Source organism: Olleya sediminilitoris, from assembly GCF_016785945.1.
Classification (GTDB): domain Bacteria; phylum Bacteroidota; class Bacteroidia; order Flavobacteriales; family Flavobacteriaceae; genus Olleya; species Olleya sediminilitoris.
The window spans coordinates 223,640-240,851 of sequence record NZ_JAEMEF010000004.1; the positions used below are offsets into that span (position 1 = coordinate 223,640).

A 17,212-nucleotide genomic window follows, 5' to 3' on the forward strand; every position below is an offset into this window, starting at 1 on the left:
TTCGAATAGTTTAACTGAATTAATACATTTTCTATGATTAATAAAATCATTGATTTTTCAATCAATAACAAATTCATTATTGGTTTGCTTACGCTTACCATAATCGGAACAGGTATTTGGAGTATGACCAAAGTGCCAATAGATGCTGTTCCAGATATTACCAATAACCAAGTACAGGTTATAACACAATCCCCCAATTTAGGTACTGAAGATATTGAGCAAATTGTTACTTATCCAATTGAAGTGGCAATGAGCAATCTTCCTGATGTTCAGGAAATAAGGTCAATTTCTCGTTTTGGCTTATCTGTGGTTACTATTGTATTTGATGATGATATGGGAACATATCTACCTCGCCAATTAGTAGCCGAAAAACTAAACAAAGTCAAAGAGCAAATACCTGCTGGATTTGGCGAACCTACAATGGGGCCTATTTCAACAGGTTTAGGAGAGATTTACCAATACACACTAAAAGTTGCACCAGAGTTTAAAGACAAATACAACATTGCAGATTTACGCTCAATGCAAGACTGGATTGTACAGCGTCAAATGGCAATGGTTCCTGGTGTGGTAGAAGTAAACGCTATTGGTGGAAAAATAAAACAATACGAAGTAGCGGTTGACCCAAACGATTTAAATGCTATTGGCCTTACCATTACAGATGTGTTTAATGCACTTGAAGCCAATAATCAAAATACAGGAGGTGCATATATTGAAAAGAACCATCAAGCCAATTTTATTCGTGGTGAAGGCTTGGTGAGAAGTTTAGAGGACATTAAAAAAATCACTGTCAAGAATATTAATAATATACCTGTCACTATTGGCGATATTGCTACGGTACAATTTGGCTCTGCAATTCGTTACGGTGCATTAACCCAAGATGGTGAAGGAGAAGTTGTAGGTGGATTGGTAATGATGCTAAAAGGAGCTAATTCCAATGATGTTATTGCCAATGTAAAAGAGCGAATGACTCAAATTGAAAAGTCGTTACCAGAAGGCGTAATTATTGAACCATTATTAGACCGAAGTAAATTAATTGGCGAAACAACTTCTACAGTAACAACTAATCTTATTGAAGGTGCATTAATCGTCATTTTTGTGTTGGTCTTTTTATTAGGTAATTGGCGAGGAGGTTTAATAGTTGCCTCTACTATTCCATTATCCTTATTATTTGCTTTTATTTTAATGAATGTTTTTGATGTTTGGGTAAACCTAATGAGTTTAGGAGCAATTGATTTCGGAATCATTGTAGATGGTGCTGTAATTATTGTTGAAAGCACTGTTTTTCTTATAGCATCACAAGTTTTGAAAAAGAAACAACTTACATCTAAAGAAAGAGATAAAGTTGCTTCTAATGCTTCAAAAAAGATGATGAATGCTGCCTTCTTCGGTCAGTTGATTATCCTTATCGTTTTTCTACCCATTTTAGCCTTACAAGGTATTGAAGGAAAGATGTTTAAACCAATGGCTTTGACCTTTATTTTTGCTATGATTGGTGCAATGGTACTTTGTTTAACCTATGTGCCAATGATGTCAGCTTTAATATTAAGAGCACCTAAAAACGATAAAAAATCTTATGGAGATAGATTTGTGCATTGGGTTGAAGATAAATACCAACCTTTATTGGTTAGAGCCTTGCGAAAAGGGAAATGGGTAATTGGTATTGCAGTTGTGTTGTTCGGAATAACCGTTTTTATGTTTTCAAGAATGGGTGGCGAGTTCATTCCGCAACTCGATGAAGGTGATATTGCATTTCACGCTATTTTAAAACCAGGTAGTTCACTTACAGAAACTATTGAAACTACTACCAAAATAGAACAAATAGTAAAAGCAAAATTTCCAGAAGTTGATAAAATTGTGAGTCGTATTGGTGTTGCCGAAATTCCAACCGACCCGATGCCTATGGATATTGCCGATGTTTTTGTAATTCTGAAACCTAAAAGTGAATGGACTACTATAGAATCAAAAGATGAATTGATTGAAGCAATGAAAGAAGCAGTTGAAATGGTTCCTGGTGTTAATTATGAGTTTACACAACCTATTGAAATGCGTTTTAACGAGTTATTAGAAGGTGTTCGTGAAGATATTGCTATAAAACTTTATGGTGAAGACATTGATATTCTATCTCAAAAAGCCGAAGAAATATCTAAAATTATTGCAGGTACTGAAGGCATTGGTGATATGAAAGCCGAAGCAACAACAGGTTTGCCACAAATGACCATTAATTACAACAGAAACAAATTAGCACAATACGGACTTCAAATAAATACCCTAAATCAAACCGTACAATCTGCATTTGCAGGTGGTACAGCAGGTGTAATTTTTGAAGGTGAAAAACGCTTCGATTTAGTAGTACGATTAAGCGATCAAAACCGTAAGGATATTTCAGATGTTCAAAACCTGTATATCAATTTACCTTCGGGTGCTCAAATTCCTTTACGTGAAATTGCAGATGTAAGCTATAAAGCAGGACCAATGCAAATCAGTAGAGATAACACCAATAGAAGAACCTATGTAGGTGTTAATGTTAGAGGACGTGATGTAAAATCGTTAGTAACTGAAATTAAATCAAAATTAGATGCACAATTAGAATTACCATCAGGTTATTTTATTCGTTATGGTGGTGCATTTGAAAATTTAGAACGTGCCAGCAACCGATTACAAACCGTTGTGCCTATTGCATTGTTACTCATATTTATACTAATATATTTTGCATTAAAATCTTTACCACAGACCTTAATGATTTACATAGCTATTCCAATGGCAACTATTGGTGGTGTTGTGGCGTTGTGGTTACGTGATATGCCATTTAGTATTTCGGCAGGTGTTGGTTTTATTGTGCTGTTTGGTGTTGCAGTTTTAAATGGTTTGGTAATGATAAGCGGACTCAACGAATTAAAAGAAGAAGGTGTAACCAATCTAAAGGATAGAATAGTTGAAGGTACTAAACGAAGAATCAGACCTATTATGCTAACTGCTTTTACAGATGTATTAGGCTTTCTACCAATGGCTATTTCATCATCAGCTGGTGCAGAAGTACAACGTCCATTGGCAACGGTTGTTATTGGTGGATTATTAACTTCAACTTTGCTTACCTTATTTGTTTTACCAATTTTATATCATTGGGTAGAAAACAAATCTTTTACGTTTAAGCCAAATAAAAAGTTAGTAACAGCAACAGCAGTTGTATTATTACTATTTGGCTTTTCACCACAAAGTAATGCACAAGAGTTGAATGATACAATTCCCGAAATTTCATTACAGGAAGCTGTTAAACTCGCAAAAAGTAATTATCCATTATTGAAGCAAAAGCAGTTGGAAATTACAAAACAAGAACAATTAAAATCGACTGCCTATGATTTCGGAACGACTCAAATTTTTACAGGTGGAGAAGAAATTGATAATGGAAATGGCATCTATACAACCATTGGTATTGGTCAATCAAATATCGATGTATTTGGCATTGGTTCTAAAAAGAAGCTACAAGAACAACGCATTCAATTGGAACAAAAAGCCTTTCAACTTTCCGAGTTGGAATTAGAATTGGAAGTTAAAAAAGCTTGGTCTAATTGCTATCAAATGAAACAAAACTATGATTTGTATAAGGAATTGGATTCCATTTATTCCAAATTCGAGCAAGCAGTAGCTTTAAATTATGAAGTCGAAGCTATTTCTAAATTAGAATATTCGGCAGCAAAAAATCAAGCGTTTCAAATTCAGAATAAAAAAGCGCAAGCCTATAGTAATTATCTTATTGCCTTACAGCAATTCAATTTGTGGTTGGTATCAGAAGAAATTTTTACAGTTTCAGATGAATTTGAGGTAGCGATAGATAGTGATATGGAAACATTCAGTATTGAAAGTCATCCATTGTACAGTATGTCGCAGAGCATTGTAGATGAAGCGGAAGCTAAATATAAAGCTGCAAAAGCAGATAATTTGCCAAAGTTCAATCTTCAAGGTGGTTTACAAAAAGTAAATGGCAATTCAGGATTTTACACCTATCAAGCAGGAATTTCAATTCCGTTTTTATCAGGTTCTAGCAAAGCACAAGTTAGAAGTGCCAGAATTGATAAAGAAATAGCGGAAACCAATGTAGCGTTCAAAAAACAGGAAGTACAATCAAGGTTTGTTCAGGCTAAAGAAAATTATATGAAATGGAAAACATCTTGGGAGTTTTACAAAGACCAAGTTTTACCATTAACAAAAGAGCAAAAAACAGGTGCATTACTGGCATATAGAGAAGGCGAAATTGATTATACTGCATTTACGCAGTTGATAAAAGAAGCAATTCAATCGGAACTGGAAGCACAGACTGCATTAGTAAACTATTTAGAAAGCACATTTCAATTACAATATTTTAATAAATAAGACAATGAAAAACAAAATATATAAAATCCTTACCGTAATGGTGTTAGCCATATTTGTTTCAGCTTGCGGAAATAAAGAAAATCATAACGAGAATGATGGTCATTCCCACGATGAGGAAGAAAAAACAGAAGTTAACGAAGAGCATCACGATGAAGACGAAGTAATGCTTTCACAACAGCAATTCGATGCATTGAAAATGAAAATAGATACGTTAGCATTACGTAATATGAGCGGCTATGTAGAAGCAAACGGAACGTTAGAAGTACCACCACAAAACGAAGCAGCTATTACTACTGTTGTTGGTGCAAATGTCGTTTCAATTGAAGTGATTGAAGGTGATAAGGTTAATAAAGGTCAAGTTGTGGCTTATCTATCGCACCCAAATATCATACAAGCGCAAACGGATTATTTAAACGCTTATAGCAATAGCGAGCTTGCAAAGAAAAATTATGAACGTCAACAAAAATTATACGATGCTGGTGTTGGTTCTGGTGCTAATTTCCAGAAAGCAGAAGCAGAATATCAAGCATCAAAAGCAATGGTTAATGGTTTAGAAGCGCAATTAAGAATACTCAACGTTAACACTACATCAGTTCGCAATGGAACAATTGCACAGCGCATAGCATTGCGAAGTCCAATAGAAGGCTTTGTGCAAAAAGTTGAAGTAAAAACAGGTCAATATGTAGAGCCACAAACCGAATTATTTGAAATTGTAAATACGCATCACGTTCACGCCGATTTAATGGTTTTTGAAAAAGATGTTTATAAAGTACAGAAAGGTCAGAAAGTTAACTTTACGGTACAATCCATACCAGATGCAGAGCTTATCGCAGAAATCTATTCCGTAAGCAAAACCTTTGAGGACAACCCAAAAGCAGTCCACGTTCACGCAGAAATAGAAAACAAAAAAGGTAACTTAATTCCTGGTATGTATATTCAAGGTAAAATTCAAGTAGATAATACCCAAACAAAAGCTTTACCAGAAAGTGCAATTATAAAAGAAGGCGAAAGATATTATGTGTTTTCAGTAGAAAAAGAAAATGACGATTGGAGCTTTAAACCTATCGAAGTTGTGTTAGGCACTAAAGATGGTGATTGGGTATCGGTTCAATTTACTGAAAACATAGAAAGTAATACAAAATTTGCTTATAACAATGCTTATTATCTTAACGCAGAAATGAAAAAAGGAGAAGCAGAACACGCACATTAATTATGGAAACAATAGAACAAGTATTAGAGTCAAAAAATATTCGTGTTACAGCAATGCGTTTGCTTATATATAAGTTTCTTGCAGAAAAAGAGGTCGCTGTTACTTTAAGTGATATTGAAAATGCTTTCTCAAAAGCAGACAGAACCACTTTATACAGAACTATTAAAACCTTTGAAGAAAAGGCTATTGTGCATCAAATAGACGATGGTACAGGGATTACAAAATATGCATTATGTGAAAAGGGATGTAATTGTGAAATTGAAACCGATTTGCACTTACATTTCCATTGTAATAATTGCAATGAAACCATTTGCTTAACAGAACATAAAATACCTCAAATAAAAGTGCCAGATGGTTTTGTGTCAGAGAATGTAAATTTGGTGGTAAAAGGTATTTGCGATAAGTGTAGTGTCTAATTATTGCACTTCCATTGCACTTACTATTAAAGTACATTTATCCAAAATTAGAGGATATGAAGTTTAATACTAAAATACCTAAACATCTAAAACAGGCGTATAACCAAGAATTAAAACAATACAGTTTCTGTTTAGAAAATAAGCAGTTTGGTAATGCTTGGTATCATTTAGAACGTAGTCATATAATAGGACAATCTTATCCTATAGAACATACCTATTCACATTGGCTTATGCTAAAGTTTGGATTTAGACAAAAAGATACTAAAGAAGTATTCGGTCAAATTATTAGATTGCTTGTTGGTGGCTGGAAATCATTTATAAATCACGTTCCTCTTGGTAACACAGGTGGCGCAAACGTACCACCATTAAAACGTATGCCTATTCCAAATGACATTGAAAAATTATTATATATAGAATGAAAAATAAATTAGCGGTTACAAGTATCCTAACAGCAATCACAGCTTCATTGTGTTGCATCACACCTGTTTTGGCATTAATTGCAGGTACAAGTGGTGTAGCTTCAACTTTTTCTTGGATAGAACCATTTAGACCTTACTTAATAGGGCTAACTATATTAGTTCTTCTCTTTGCTTGGTATCAAAAATTAAAACCAGAAAAAGAAATCGACTGTGAATGTGAAACGGATAAAAAACCAAAATTTATTCAGTCAAAAACCTTTTTAGGAGTTGTAACAGTATTCGCAATAGTGATGTTGGCATTACCATACTACTCAAGTATGTTTTATCCAAATTCAGAGAAACAAATTGTTATCGTTGATAAATCAAATATCAAAACAACAGTGTATAAAATAAGTGGAATGACTTGTGCCAGTTGTGAAGCTCACGTAAACCACGAAGTAAATAAACTTAACGGAATTGTAAACTCAAAAACATCATACAAGAATGGTAACGCAATCATTGAGTATGACCAAACTAAAACTAATGAATTAGAAATTGAGAAAGCAATTAATTCTACGGGTTATAAAGTAACTGATAAAAATTAAAATTGATGCAAACTATATTAAAATCGGAAATCACTTGCCCAACCTGTGGTCATAAAAAGAAAGAAGATATGCCAACTAACGCTTGTCAATTCTTTTACGAGTGTGAGCATTGTAAAACGGTTTTGAAACCAATCGAAGGAGATTGTTGTGTGTATTGTTCTTATGGTACAGTTCCTTGTCCACCAATTCAACAAAACAAAAGTTGTTGCTAAAACAAAACTAAATGAAAAAAAAGAAAGTCAATTTAAGAGATTTAAAACCAAATTCAGAAGAGCAACATTCTCACGATGATGGTCACGACCACGGAGATGGAAGTGCATTCAAGACATACATTCCTGCTATTATAAGTTTTGTTATGTTAATGGTAGGTATCGCTGTAGATTATTTTGATGCGATTCCTCAATTTGAAGGATTGATTCGAGTAGTTTGGTACACTTTAGCATATATTCCAGTTGGATTTCCTGTAATTAAAGAAGGATGGAAAAGTCTTATAAAAGGCGATGTTTTTACCGAGTTTTTTTTAATGTCTATTGCCACCATTGGTGCGTTTATCATTGGTGAATATCCTGAAGGTGTGGCAGTAATGCTATTTTATGCAGTAGGAGAATTATTTCAAAACGCAGCAGTTAATAGAGCAAAAGGAAATATTAAAGCCTTATTAGATGTTCGACCAAAAGAAGCCAATGTATTTCGTGATGGTGATTATGTTAGTGTGTCGCCAGAAGCTGTAAATATTGGTGAAAAAATACAAATTCGAGTAGGTGAGAAAATACCGTTAGATGGGATTTTATTATCCGAAAAAGCATCTCTAAACACCGCAGCGTTAACAGGCGAGAGCAAACCAGATTCCATTCAGAAAGAAGCAAAGGTTTACGCAGGTAGTATCAATTTAGAAAGCGTTATTGAAGTTGAGGTAACTAATAAGTTTGAAGACAGTTCTATTGCGAGAATATTAGATTTGGTTCAAAATGCTACAGCTCGTAAGTCTAAAACAGAACTATTTATTAGACAGTTTGCTCGTATCTACACACCAATTGTTGTGTTTTTAGCTATTGGTGTTACTTTTATACCTTACTTTTTTGTAGATGATTATGTATTTAGAGATTGGTTATACAGAGCATTAATTTTCTTGGTAATATCTTGTCCTTGTGCGTTAGTGATTTCAATTCCATTAGGTTATTTCGGTGGTTTGGGAGCAGCTTCAAAAAATGGAATTTTATTTAAAGGTGCTTCATTTTTAGATGCAATGACCAAGATAAGTACTTTGGTAATGGACAAAACAGGAACCGTTACCAAAGGTGTTTTTAAAATCAAAGAAGTAAAAGCAATCGGTTGGAAAGAAACCGAATTTATGCAATATTTAATGGCGATGGAAGAACAATCCACGCATCCAATTGCTAAAGCAATTTTAGAGTATAAATCAGAGGGAGAAGATTTTGAAGCACAAGACGTTTCTGAAATTGCAGGTAAAGGTTTAAAAGGCATTGTAAATGGTAAAACAGTTTTAGTAGGAAATAAAGCCTTAATGACTACTAATAATATTGATGTTCCATCTGAAACGGAATCTATTGTAGAATCTATTGTTTTAGTAGCAATCGATAATCAATTTGCAGGTTATGTAGTCATAGCAGATGAATTAAAGGAAGATGCAAAAGAAACTATTACAGCATTACACAAAGTAGGCATTAAAAATATTATGATGCTTTCCGGTGATAAAGATTCCATCACGCAACAAGTCGCTAAAGAGTTGAATATCGAAAATGCTAAAGGTGGTTTACTTCCAGAAGATAAATTAAACGAAGTTGAAATTTTAAAGAAAAATCCTGAAAACAAAATAGCCTTTATAGGTGATGGTATTAACGATGCACCTGTTTTAGCAGCAAGTAACGTTGGTATTGCAATGGGTGGTTTAGGTAGTGATGTAGCTATTGAAACAGCAGACGTTATCATTCAAACCGACCAGCCTTCAAAAGTAGTTAGAGCCATTAAAATAAGTCGTTCTACAAGAAAAATTGTTTGGCAAAATATCATTTTAGCGTTTGGAGTTAAAGTTATTGTCTTGATATTAGGAGCAGGTGGTTTAGCCACAATGTGGGAAGCTGTTTTTGCAGATGTAGGAGTAGCATTATTAGCAATTTTAAATGCAGTTCGATTGCAGAAAATGAAATGGGATTAAGCAGATTAATCAATTAAACTTCTGTTAAACAAAATCAATAGTTGTTAAAATTTCGTAACTTCGCAATCAATATGAAGCAGATTTTCCATAAAATAATGTCTTTAGCAATGACTTTTGTAGTGTTATTCTCTACAATGTCATTTACTGTGAATATGCATTATTGTGGAGATACTTTAGTAGAATCTGCTATCTTTCAAAAAGCCAAAGGTTGCGGAATGGAAATGGAAAAGCCTTCAACCGAAGAATGTTCTATTACCAAGAAAAATTGTTGTGATGATAAACAATTAGCAATTGAAGGTCAAGACGAATTACAATTGCAAGTTGACAAAATCACGTTTGAGCAACAAGTATTCATCGCTTCATTTGTTTATACTTACATTAACCTTTTTGAAGGTTTAGACAGTAATGTATCTACCTACGAAGAATACAAACCACCACTCGTCATAAGGCAACTCTACAAGATTGACGAGACATACTTAATTTGATTTTTAAACAATAGACTCTTTTATCCTATGACTGCAATGTCGTAAGGATAATTTACTGTATTCGGTGTTTTTACAACACTATTGTCTAATTGTTTAAAATCAATCATATGCTAAATAAAAGCATCAAATTTTTAATAGAAAACAAACTCGTTGCAGTTTTACTACTTGTCCTTTTTATTGGATGGGGAACTGTTAATGCACCTTTTAATTGGGATACAGGATTTTTGCCAAGTAACCCTGTAGCAGTAGATGCTATTCCCGATATAGGTGAAAATCAACAAATCGTATTTACCAAGTGGGATGGTCGTTCCCCACAAGATATAGAAGACCAAATAACCTATCCATTAACCACATCATTATTGGGTATTCCTGGAGTGAAAACCATTCGTAGTTCCTCTATGTTTGGGTTTTCAAGCATCTATATCATTTTTGAAGAGGATATAGAATTTTACTGGAGCAGAAGTCGTATTCTCGAAAAACTTAATTCCTTACCAAGTGGTTTATTGCCCGAAGGTGTTAATCCTGCTTTGGGTCCAGATGCTACAGGATTAGGACAAATATTTTGGTACACGCTTGAAGGTCGTGACAAAAACGGAAATGTAACTGGTGGTTGGGATTTGCAAGAGTTACGCAGTATTCAGGATTACTATGTAAAGTATGCGTTGTCCTCTGCAAGTGGTGTTTCAGAGGTTGCTTCTATTGGTGGCTATGTTCAGGAGTATCAAGTAGACGTAAATCCAGAACTAATGCGTCAGTATAATATTGGATTGCATCACGTTGTAAAAGCGGTTAAGGAAAGTAATAAGGATATTGGTGCACAGACTTTGGAAATTAACCAAGCCGAATATTTAGTTCGTGGTTTGGGGTATGTAAAATCCATTGCAGATATTGAAAATGCTGTAGTTGATTCTGAAAATTTCACTTCAATAAAAATTAAAGACATTGGAAAAGTTTCATTAGGTCCAGCAACAAGACGAGGTTTATTGGATAAAGAAGGTGCTGAAGTTGTTGGTGCTGTTGTGGTGGCTCGTTATGGAGCAAACCCAATGGAAGTCATTAATAACGTAAAGGAAAAAATTAATGAATTAAGTGCAGGATTACCTTCAAAAGTTTTGGCAGATGGAAGAACATCACAAGTTACCATAGTGCCTTTTTATGACAGAACAGAATTGATACAAGAAACTTTAGGTACACTCAATGAAGCCTTAACTCTTGAAATATTGATTACCATTTTGGTTATAATCATTATGGTGTTTAATCTTCGAGCTTCTGTCTTGATTTCAGGATTATTACCAGTTGCAGTCTTAATGGTATTTATTGCGATGAAACTCTTTGGCGTCGATGCTAATATTGTCGCATTATCTGGTATTGCAATTGCTATCGGAACAATGGTCGATGTTGGTGTTATACTATCAGAAAATATCATTCGGCATTTAGATGAAGATGATGGAACACAATCCATTAATACAGTAGTTTACAACGCAACAGCCGAAGTTTCTGGTGCAATCGTAACCGCAGTAATGACTACAATTATAAGTTTCATTCCTGTATTTACAATGATTGGCGCTGAAGGTAAATTGTTCAGACCATTAGCATTCACAAAAACCTTTGCATTAACAGCTTCAATAATTGTAGCATTGTTTTTAATTCCACCTTTTGCAGCGTTTTTATTCAGAAAGAAAAGCATAAAAACGCATTTTAAATATGCTTTAAATGGCGTTTTAATAGTATTAGGGATAATAGCAATAATCTATGGTTATTGGTTAGGATTAATATTGATAGCTTTTGGTATCACAGCATTGTTAAGTACTCAAAATAAAATAACAGAAAAACAATCCAACTTAATTAATATCATAATATGTACAACTGCAATAGTATTTCTGTTAGCCGAATATTGGAGACCGTTAGGCGTTGATAAAAGTATCTTCTGGAATCTCATTTTTGTGAGTGTTATTTGCTTTGGTTTATTAGGTATTTTCTCATTATTTATCAAATATTACACACGTATTTTAAGGTGGTGTTTAGATAATAAGTTATTGTTTTTATCTGCACCAACTGTTATTGTAATTGCAGGTTTTTTCATTATGAAAAATACAGGTAAAGAGTTTATGCCATCATTAAATGAAGGCTCATTTCTACTAATGCCAACCTCGATGCCTCATTCTGGCGTAGAAGAAAACAAACGTGTTTTACAGCAATTAGATATGGCAGTAGCCAGTATTCCAGAGATTGAAACCGTAGTTGGTAAGGCAGGAAGAACAGAATCAGCTTTAGACCCAGCACCACTTTCAATGTATGAAAATATCATTCAGTACAAACCAGAATATATGCTGAATGAAAACGGACAACGCCAACGCTATAAAGTGAATGATGATGGCTTTTTTGAATTGAAGGATGGTCGTTTCATTGCAAATCCTAATAATTCCGAAAACGTCATTTTTAGCACTATAAAAAGGTCTCAATTAATTGAAGATGATGATGGCGAGTACTATCGTAATTGGCGACCAGAAATACAGTCACCAGACGATATTTGGAATGAAATCGTAAGAGTTACAAAGTTACCAGGTGTTACATCTGCACCAAAACTACAACCTATTGAAACCCGATTAGTAATGCTTCAAACAGGAATGCGAGCACCAATGGGAATTAAAGTTAAAGGTCAAGACTTAAAGCAAATAGAAGCGTTTGGAGTGCAATTAGAAAACATTATCAAGGAAGCTGAAGGTGTTAAAAAAGAAGCTGTTTTTGCAGACCGTATTGTTGGTAAACCCTATTTGTTAATTGATATTGATAGAGAGAAAATTGCACGTTATGGCATTTCTATACAAGATGTTCAAGATGTATTAAAAGTAGCAGTTGGTGGTATGGTATTAACTCAAACGGTTGAGGGTCGAGAGCGATATGGTGTTCGAGTGCGATACCCAAGAGAATTACGAGCAAACCCAACCGACTTAAAACAGATTTATGTGCCAGTAGAAAAAGGAAGTCCTGTGCCATTAAGCGAATTGGCAACTATAAGATACGAACAAGGTCCACAAGTCATTAAAAGTGAAGATACTTTTTTAGTAGGCTATGTCTTGTTTGATAAAATGGATGGTTTTGCAGAAGTCAATGTCGTAGAAAATGCACAAGCACTAATCCAAGAAAAGATAGATTCTGGTGAATTGATAGTTCCAAAAGGAATCAACTATGCATTCACAGGAACGTATGAAAATCAGTTACGCGCAGAAAAAACCTTGTCGGTTGTTGTACCGTTAGCATTAGCCATCATTTTTTTAATTCTGTATTTCCAATTCCGTTCTGTAGGGACATCACTAATGGTATTCACAGGTATCGCAGTAGCGTTTGCAGGTGGTTTTATAATGATTTGGCTCTATGGTCAAGGTTGGTTTTTAAACTTCAATTTCTTTGGTGAAAACCTACGCGATTTATTCCAAATGCACCCAATCAATTTAAGTGTTGCAGTTTGGGTTGGGTTTATTGCACTCTTCGGTATAGCAACCGATGATGGTGTAGTAATGGCAACTTATTTAACCCAAACATTCGATAGAAACACACCAGATAATAAAAAGGAAATTAGAGCATCAGTTGTTGAAGCAGGTGAAAAACGAATCAGACCGTGTTTAATGACTACAGCTACTACAATTTTGGCATTATTACCAGTATTAACCTCTACAGGACGAGGAAGCGATATAATGATACCTATGGCAATACCAAGTTTTGGTGGAATGCTTATAGCCTTAATAACCTTATTTGTAGTTCCAGTATTATATAGCTGGAAAGCCGAATTTCAACTTAAAAGAACTGTAAAATGAAAAAGATAAAATCACACATAAAAACAGTCTTTATTCTTTGTTCGTTATTCTTTGTTCTCATTGGAAATGCACAACAATTAGAAACACTTATAGATGAAGCCTTAACAAACAATCCAGAAATTCAAAAGTTTGAGTTACAATACAAAAGAGCTTCTGAAAAAGTAAACGAAGTCAATACCATTCCTAATACCGAATTTGGTGTTGGTTACTTTGTAAGTGAACCGGAAACCAGAACAGGTGCACAACGCTTTAAAGTATCTGCTAAACAAATGTTACCGTGGTTCGGAACCATTACATCGAGAGAAAATTATGTGAGTTCATTGGCAGATGCTAAATACGAGGACATTGTTATCGCAAAGCGAAAACTAATTGCTTCGGTATCACAATCCTATTATAATCTATACGCCAATAAAGCAAAGCAAGAGGTCTTAACAGAAAACATCAAACTATTAGAAACTTATGAGACGTTGGCATTAACTTCTGTTGAGGTTGGTAAAGCATCCGCAGTAGATGTGTTGCGTTTGCAAATGCGTCAAAACGAAATGCAACAACTAAAAGACGTATTGCAACAACAATTTTTAGCAGAACAAACTAACTTCAATAATCTATTGAATAGAGATAATGATGTTACCGTGAATGTGGTAGATAGTTTAATGATACCTTCTGAAGACTTTGATATTACTTCTGAAAATTTAGCATTACATCCTGAATTACTGAAATATGATAAACTCTATCAATCCATAGAGCAATCAGAATTATTAAATCAAAAAGAAAGCAGTCCAATGATTGGTTTTGGATTAGATTATATCAATGTTTCCGAAAGACCAAATATGGATTTCAGCGATAACGGAAAGGATATTGTAATGCCAATGGTTTCGGTATCTATCCCAATTTTCAATAAAAAATATAAATCGCAAACCAAACAAAATGATTTGCAACAGCAAGAAATAACAGCTCAAAAACAGGAACGTTTAAATTCTTTGGAAACGCTTTTAGATAAAGCGATTAACGAACGCATTTCTGCAAGAATAAGTTATGCTACCCAAACCAAAAACCTAAAGCAAGCTAAAGATGCAGAAGACATTTTAATCAAAAGCTACGAAACAGGAACGATTGATTTTAATGATGTTTTGGATATTCAAGAGTTGCAGCTAAAGTTTCAAATGAACCAAATAGAATCTGTGAAGACCTACTATGTGCAAAGTACAATCATTAATTATTTAACACAGCAATAATGAAACACACATATCACATACACGGAATGACTTGCAACGGTTGTCGCAGTCACGTTGAAGAAACGCTCTCTAAAATAGAAGGTGTTTCAAAAGCAACAGTCGATTTAGATAAGGCAGAAGCTACCATCGAAATGGAATCGCATATTCCCATAGAAACTTTTCAAGAAGCCTTAAAAAAGGATGGTGATAGATACAGTATTCATAAACAAGGTGAACAACATCAGCATTCAAATGATAAAAAGAAAGAGCAACCCAAAGGAAAAGGCACAGGCACATTTTATTGTCCTATGCATTGCGAAGGCGATAAAACTTATGATGAACCAGGCGATTGTCCTGTTTGCGGAATGGATTTGGTGGAAGAACAAAATCTATCAGCAACTTCAAAGGAACAATGGACGTGTCCTATGCATCCAGAAATTGTCAAAGACGAAGCAGGTTCGTGTCCTATTTGTGGGATGGATTTAGTGCCAATGGAAGCAGATAGTTCAGCAGAAGAAAAAACGTATAAGAAGCTATTAAAGAAATTTTGGATAGCATCTGTATTCACATTACCTATTTTCTTAATTGCTATGAGCGAAATGCTTAATAACAATCCATTGTATAATATAATGGAACAGAAAAATTGGAATTGGATTCAATTTGCACTATCCATTCCAGTTGTTTTTTATGCTACTTGGATGTTCTTTGAGCGTGCTTATAAAAGCATAAAAACGTGGAATCTCAATATGTTTACACTTATTGGAATCGGTGCAGGTGTGGCTTGGTTATTTAGTGTATTTGGGATGTTGTTTCCAGATGTATTTCCTGAACAATTTAAAACTGAATCAGGTGCAGTTCACGTCTATTTTGAAGCAGCAACAGTTATTCTAACGTTAGTGCTTTTAGGTCAGTTGTTAGAAGCTCGTGCGCATAGTAAAACCAATTCGGCAGTAAAAGAGTTACTAAAGTTAGCACCTAATAAAGCCATAAAAATAGTAGATGGTGAAGAAATTGAAGTCAGTATTGACGAGATAGAACTTAATGATATTCTAAAAGTGAAACCAGGAGATAAAATTCCTGTAGATGGTGTGATAACTGAAGGCGAAACAACTATTGATGAATCTATGATTACAGGCGAACCTATTCCTGTAAACAAATCTCAAGAAGATAAAGTAAGTAGCGGAACCATTAATGGGAATCAATCCTTTTTAATGAAAGCAGAAAAGGTAGGAAGTGACACTTTATTATCACAAATCATTCATATGGTTAATGATGCCAGTAGAAGTCGTGCACCTATTCAAAATTTAGCAGATAAAGTTTCAGGCTATTTTGTGCCAGTTGTAGTTCTTATTTCTATTATCACATTTATTGTATGGTCTATTTGGGGACCAGAACCAGTTTATGTGTATGCGTTTGTCAATGCAATTGCAGTACTAATCATTGCTTGTCCTTGTGCTTTAGGTTTAGCAACACCAATGTCTGTAATGGTTGGTGTGGGTAAAGGTGCTCAAAATGGTGTATTGATTAAAAATGCTGAAGCTCTTGAAAAAATGGATAAGGTAAATACGCTTATCGTTGACAAGACAGGAACAATTACCGAAGGAAAACCAACAGTTGAAACCGTTGGTGCTTTTAATGATGCTTTAAGCGAAAAAGAAGTGTTACAGTACATCGTGTCATTAAATACCAATAGCGAACATCCTTTAGCAGAAGCGACAGTTAAATATGGCAAAGAACACAACGCAGAAATTTTAAAGTCCGAAGATTTTAGTGCTGTTACAGGAAAAGGTGTTGAAGCTAAAATTGATGGAAAAAATGTAGCATTAGGTAATCCTAAAATGATGGAATATGCCAAAGCAGATATTACCTCTAAAATGAAAGACGAAGCTAAATCTTACCAAAAACAAGGCAAAACAGTTTCTTATTTGTCAATAGATGAAACCGTAGTTGGATATGTAGTTATAGGCGATAAGATAAAAGAAACAAGTGCTAAAGCCATTAAATCACTTCAAGATAAAGGGATAGATGTAATAATGCTAACAGGTGATAATCACGATACAGCACAAGCAGTAGCATCAGAACTAAATCTTGCAGATTTTAAAGCCAGTATGCTACCAGAAGACAAACTCAAAGAAGTAGAGAAACTACAAAAAAATGGAAAAGTAGTTGCTATGGCAGGTGATGGAATTAATGATGCACCAGCATTGGCAAAAAGTGATGTAGGTATTGCAATGGGAACAGGAACAGATGTAGCGATAGAAAGTGCTATGATAACTTTAGTAAAAGGCGATTTACACGGTATTGTAAAAGCAAAAAATTTGAGTAATGCTGTAATGAAGAACATTAAGCAAAACCTATTTTTTGCACTTATCTACAACACTTTAGGTGTACCTATTGCAGCAGGTGTGTTGTTTCCATTCTTCGGAATACTACTCTCGCCAATGATAGCAGCTTTAGCAATGAGTTTTAGCTCTGTTTCGGTAATAGGTAACGCATTACGATTAAGAACAAAAAACATTTAATTA

General features: G+C 34.5%; 11 protein-coding genes. All 11 read left to right on the forward strand.

Annotation, left to right across the window (positions count from 1 at the left end):
• The first annotated feature begins 33 nt into the window (after window positions 1-33).
• The 11 genes from JAO71_RS06760 (at window position 34) to JAO71_RS06810 (ending at window position 17,209) form a co-directional block, all read left to right on the forward strand.
• A complete protein-coding gene (locus tag JAO71_RS06760; protein ID WP_054851362.1) occupies window positions 34-4,368 on the forward strand; it encodes a CusA/CzcA family heavy metal efflux RND transporter in 4,335 nt (1,444 codons plus the stop codon).
• A 4-nt stretch (window positions 4,369-4,372) separates the two neighbouring features.
• Window positions 4,373-5,578: an efflux RND transporter periplasmic adaptor subunit gene (locus JAO71_RS06765; RefSeq protein WP_013622779.1), complete on the forward strand. Its 1,206-nt coding sequence runs from the start codon at window positions 4,373-4,375 to the stop codon at window positions 5,576-5,578.
• A 2-nt stretch (window positions 5,579-5,580) separates the two neighbouring features.
• Window positions 5,581-5,994, forward strand: coding sequence for a Fur family transcriptional regulator (locus tag JAO71_RS06770; RefSeq protein WP_013622780.1), 414 nt, complete (start codon window positions 5,581-5,583; stop codon window positions 5,992-5,994).
• 56 nt (window positions 5,995-6,050) lie between these two features.
• Window positions 6,051-6,413 carry a DUF3703 domain-containing protein gene (locus tag JAO71_RS06775; protein ID WP_191099761.1) on the forward strand — a complete coding sequence of 121 codons (363 nt, stop codon included), beginning with the start codon at window positions 6,051-6,053 and terminating at the stop codon, window positions 6,411-6,413.
• On the forward strand, window positions 6,410-6,997 hold the full coding sequence (merTP, locus tag JAO71_RS06780) for a mercuric transport protein MerTP (RefSeq protein ID WP_054851360.1): 588 nt from the start codon (window positions 6,410-6,412) through the stop codon (window positions 6,995-6,997). Before JAO71_RS06775 ends, merTP begins: the two co-directional genes overlap by 4 nt.
• A 5-nt stretch (window positions 6,998-7,002) precedes the next feature.
• Window positions 7,003-7,209 carry a GDCCVxC domain-containing (seleno)protein gene (locus JAO71_RS06785; protein ID WP_076692386.1) on the forward strand — a complete coding sequence of 69 codons (207 nt, stop codon included), beginning with the start codon at window positions 7,003-7,005 and terminating at the stop codon, window positions 7,207-7,209.
• An 11-nt stretch (window positions 7,210-7,220) separates the two neighbouring features.
• Window positions 7,221-9,173 (forward strand): heavy metal translocating P-type ATPase, encoded by a 1,953-nt coding sequence (locus JAO71_RS06790; RefSeq protein WP_054851359.1) that lies wholly within the window; start codon window positions 7,221-7,223, stop codon window positions 9,171-9,173.
• Between the two features lie 71 nt (window positions 9,174-9,244).
• Window positions 9,245-9,658, forward strand: a complete 414-nt coding sequence (locus JAO71_RS06795; RefSeq protein WP_036122971.1) for an HYC_CC_PP family protein — start codon at window positions 9,245-9,247, stop codon at window positions 9,656-9,658.
• A gap of 107 nt (window positions 9,659-9,765) precedes the next feature.
• A complete protein-coding gene (locus tag JAO71_RS06800; RefSeq protein ID WP_191099762.1) occupies window positions 9,766-13,473 on the forward strand; it encodes an efflux RND transporter permease subunit in 3,708 nt (1,235 codons plus the stop codon).
• Window positions 13,470-14,708, forward strand: a complete 1,239-nt coding sequence (locus JAO71_RS06805; RefSeq protein ID WP_191099763.1) for a TolC family protein — start codon at window positions 13,470-13,472, stop codon at window positions 14,706-14,708. The genes JAO71_RS06800 and JAO71_RS06805 overlap by 4 nt, the downstream gene beginning before the upstream one ends.
• Window positions 14,708-17,209, forward strand: coding sequence for a heavy metal translocating P-type ATPase (locus JAO71_RS06810; protein ID WP_191099764.1), 2,502 nt, complete (start codon window positions 14,708-14,710; stop codon window positions 17,207-17,209). The genes JAO71_RS06805 and JAO71_RS06810 overlap by 1 nt, the downstream gene beginning before the upstream one ends.
• Window positions 17,210-17,212 lie beyond the last annotated feature (3 nt).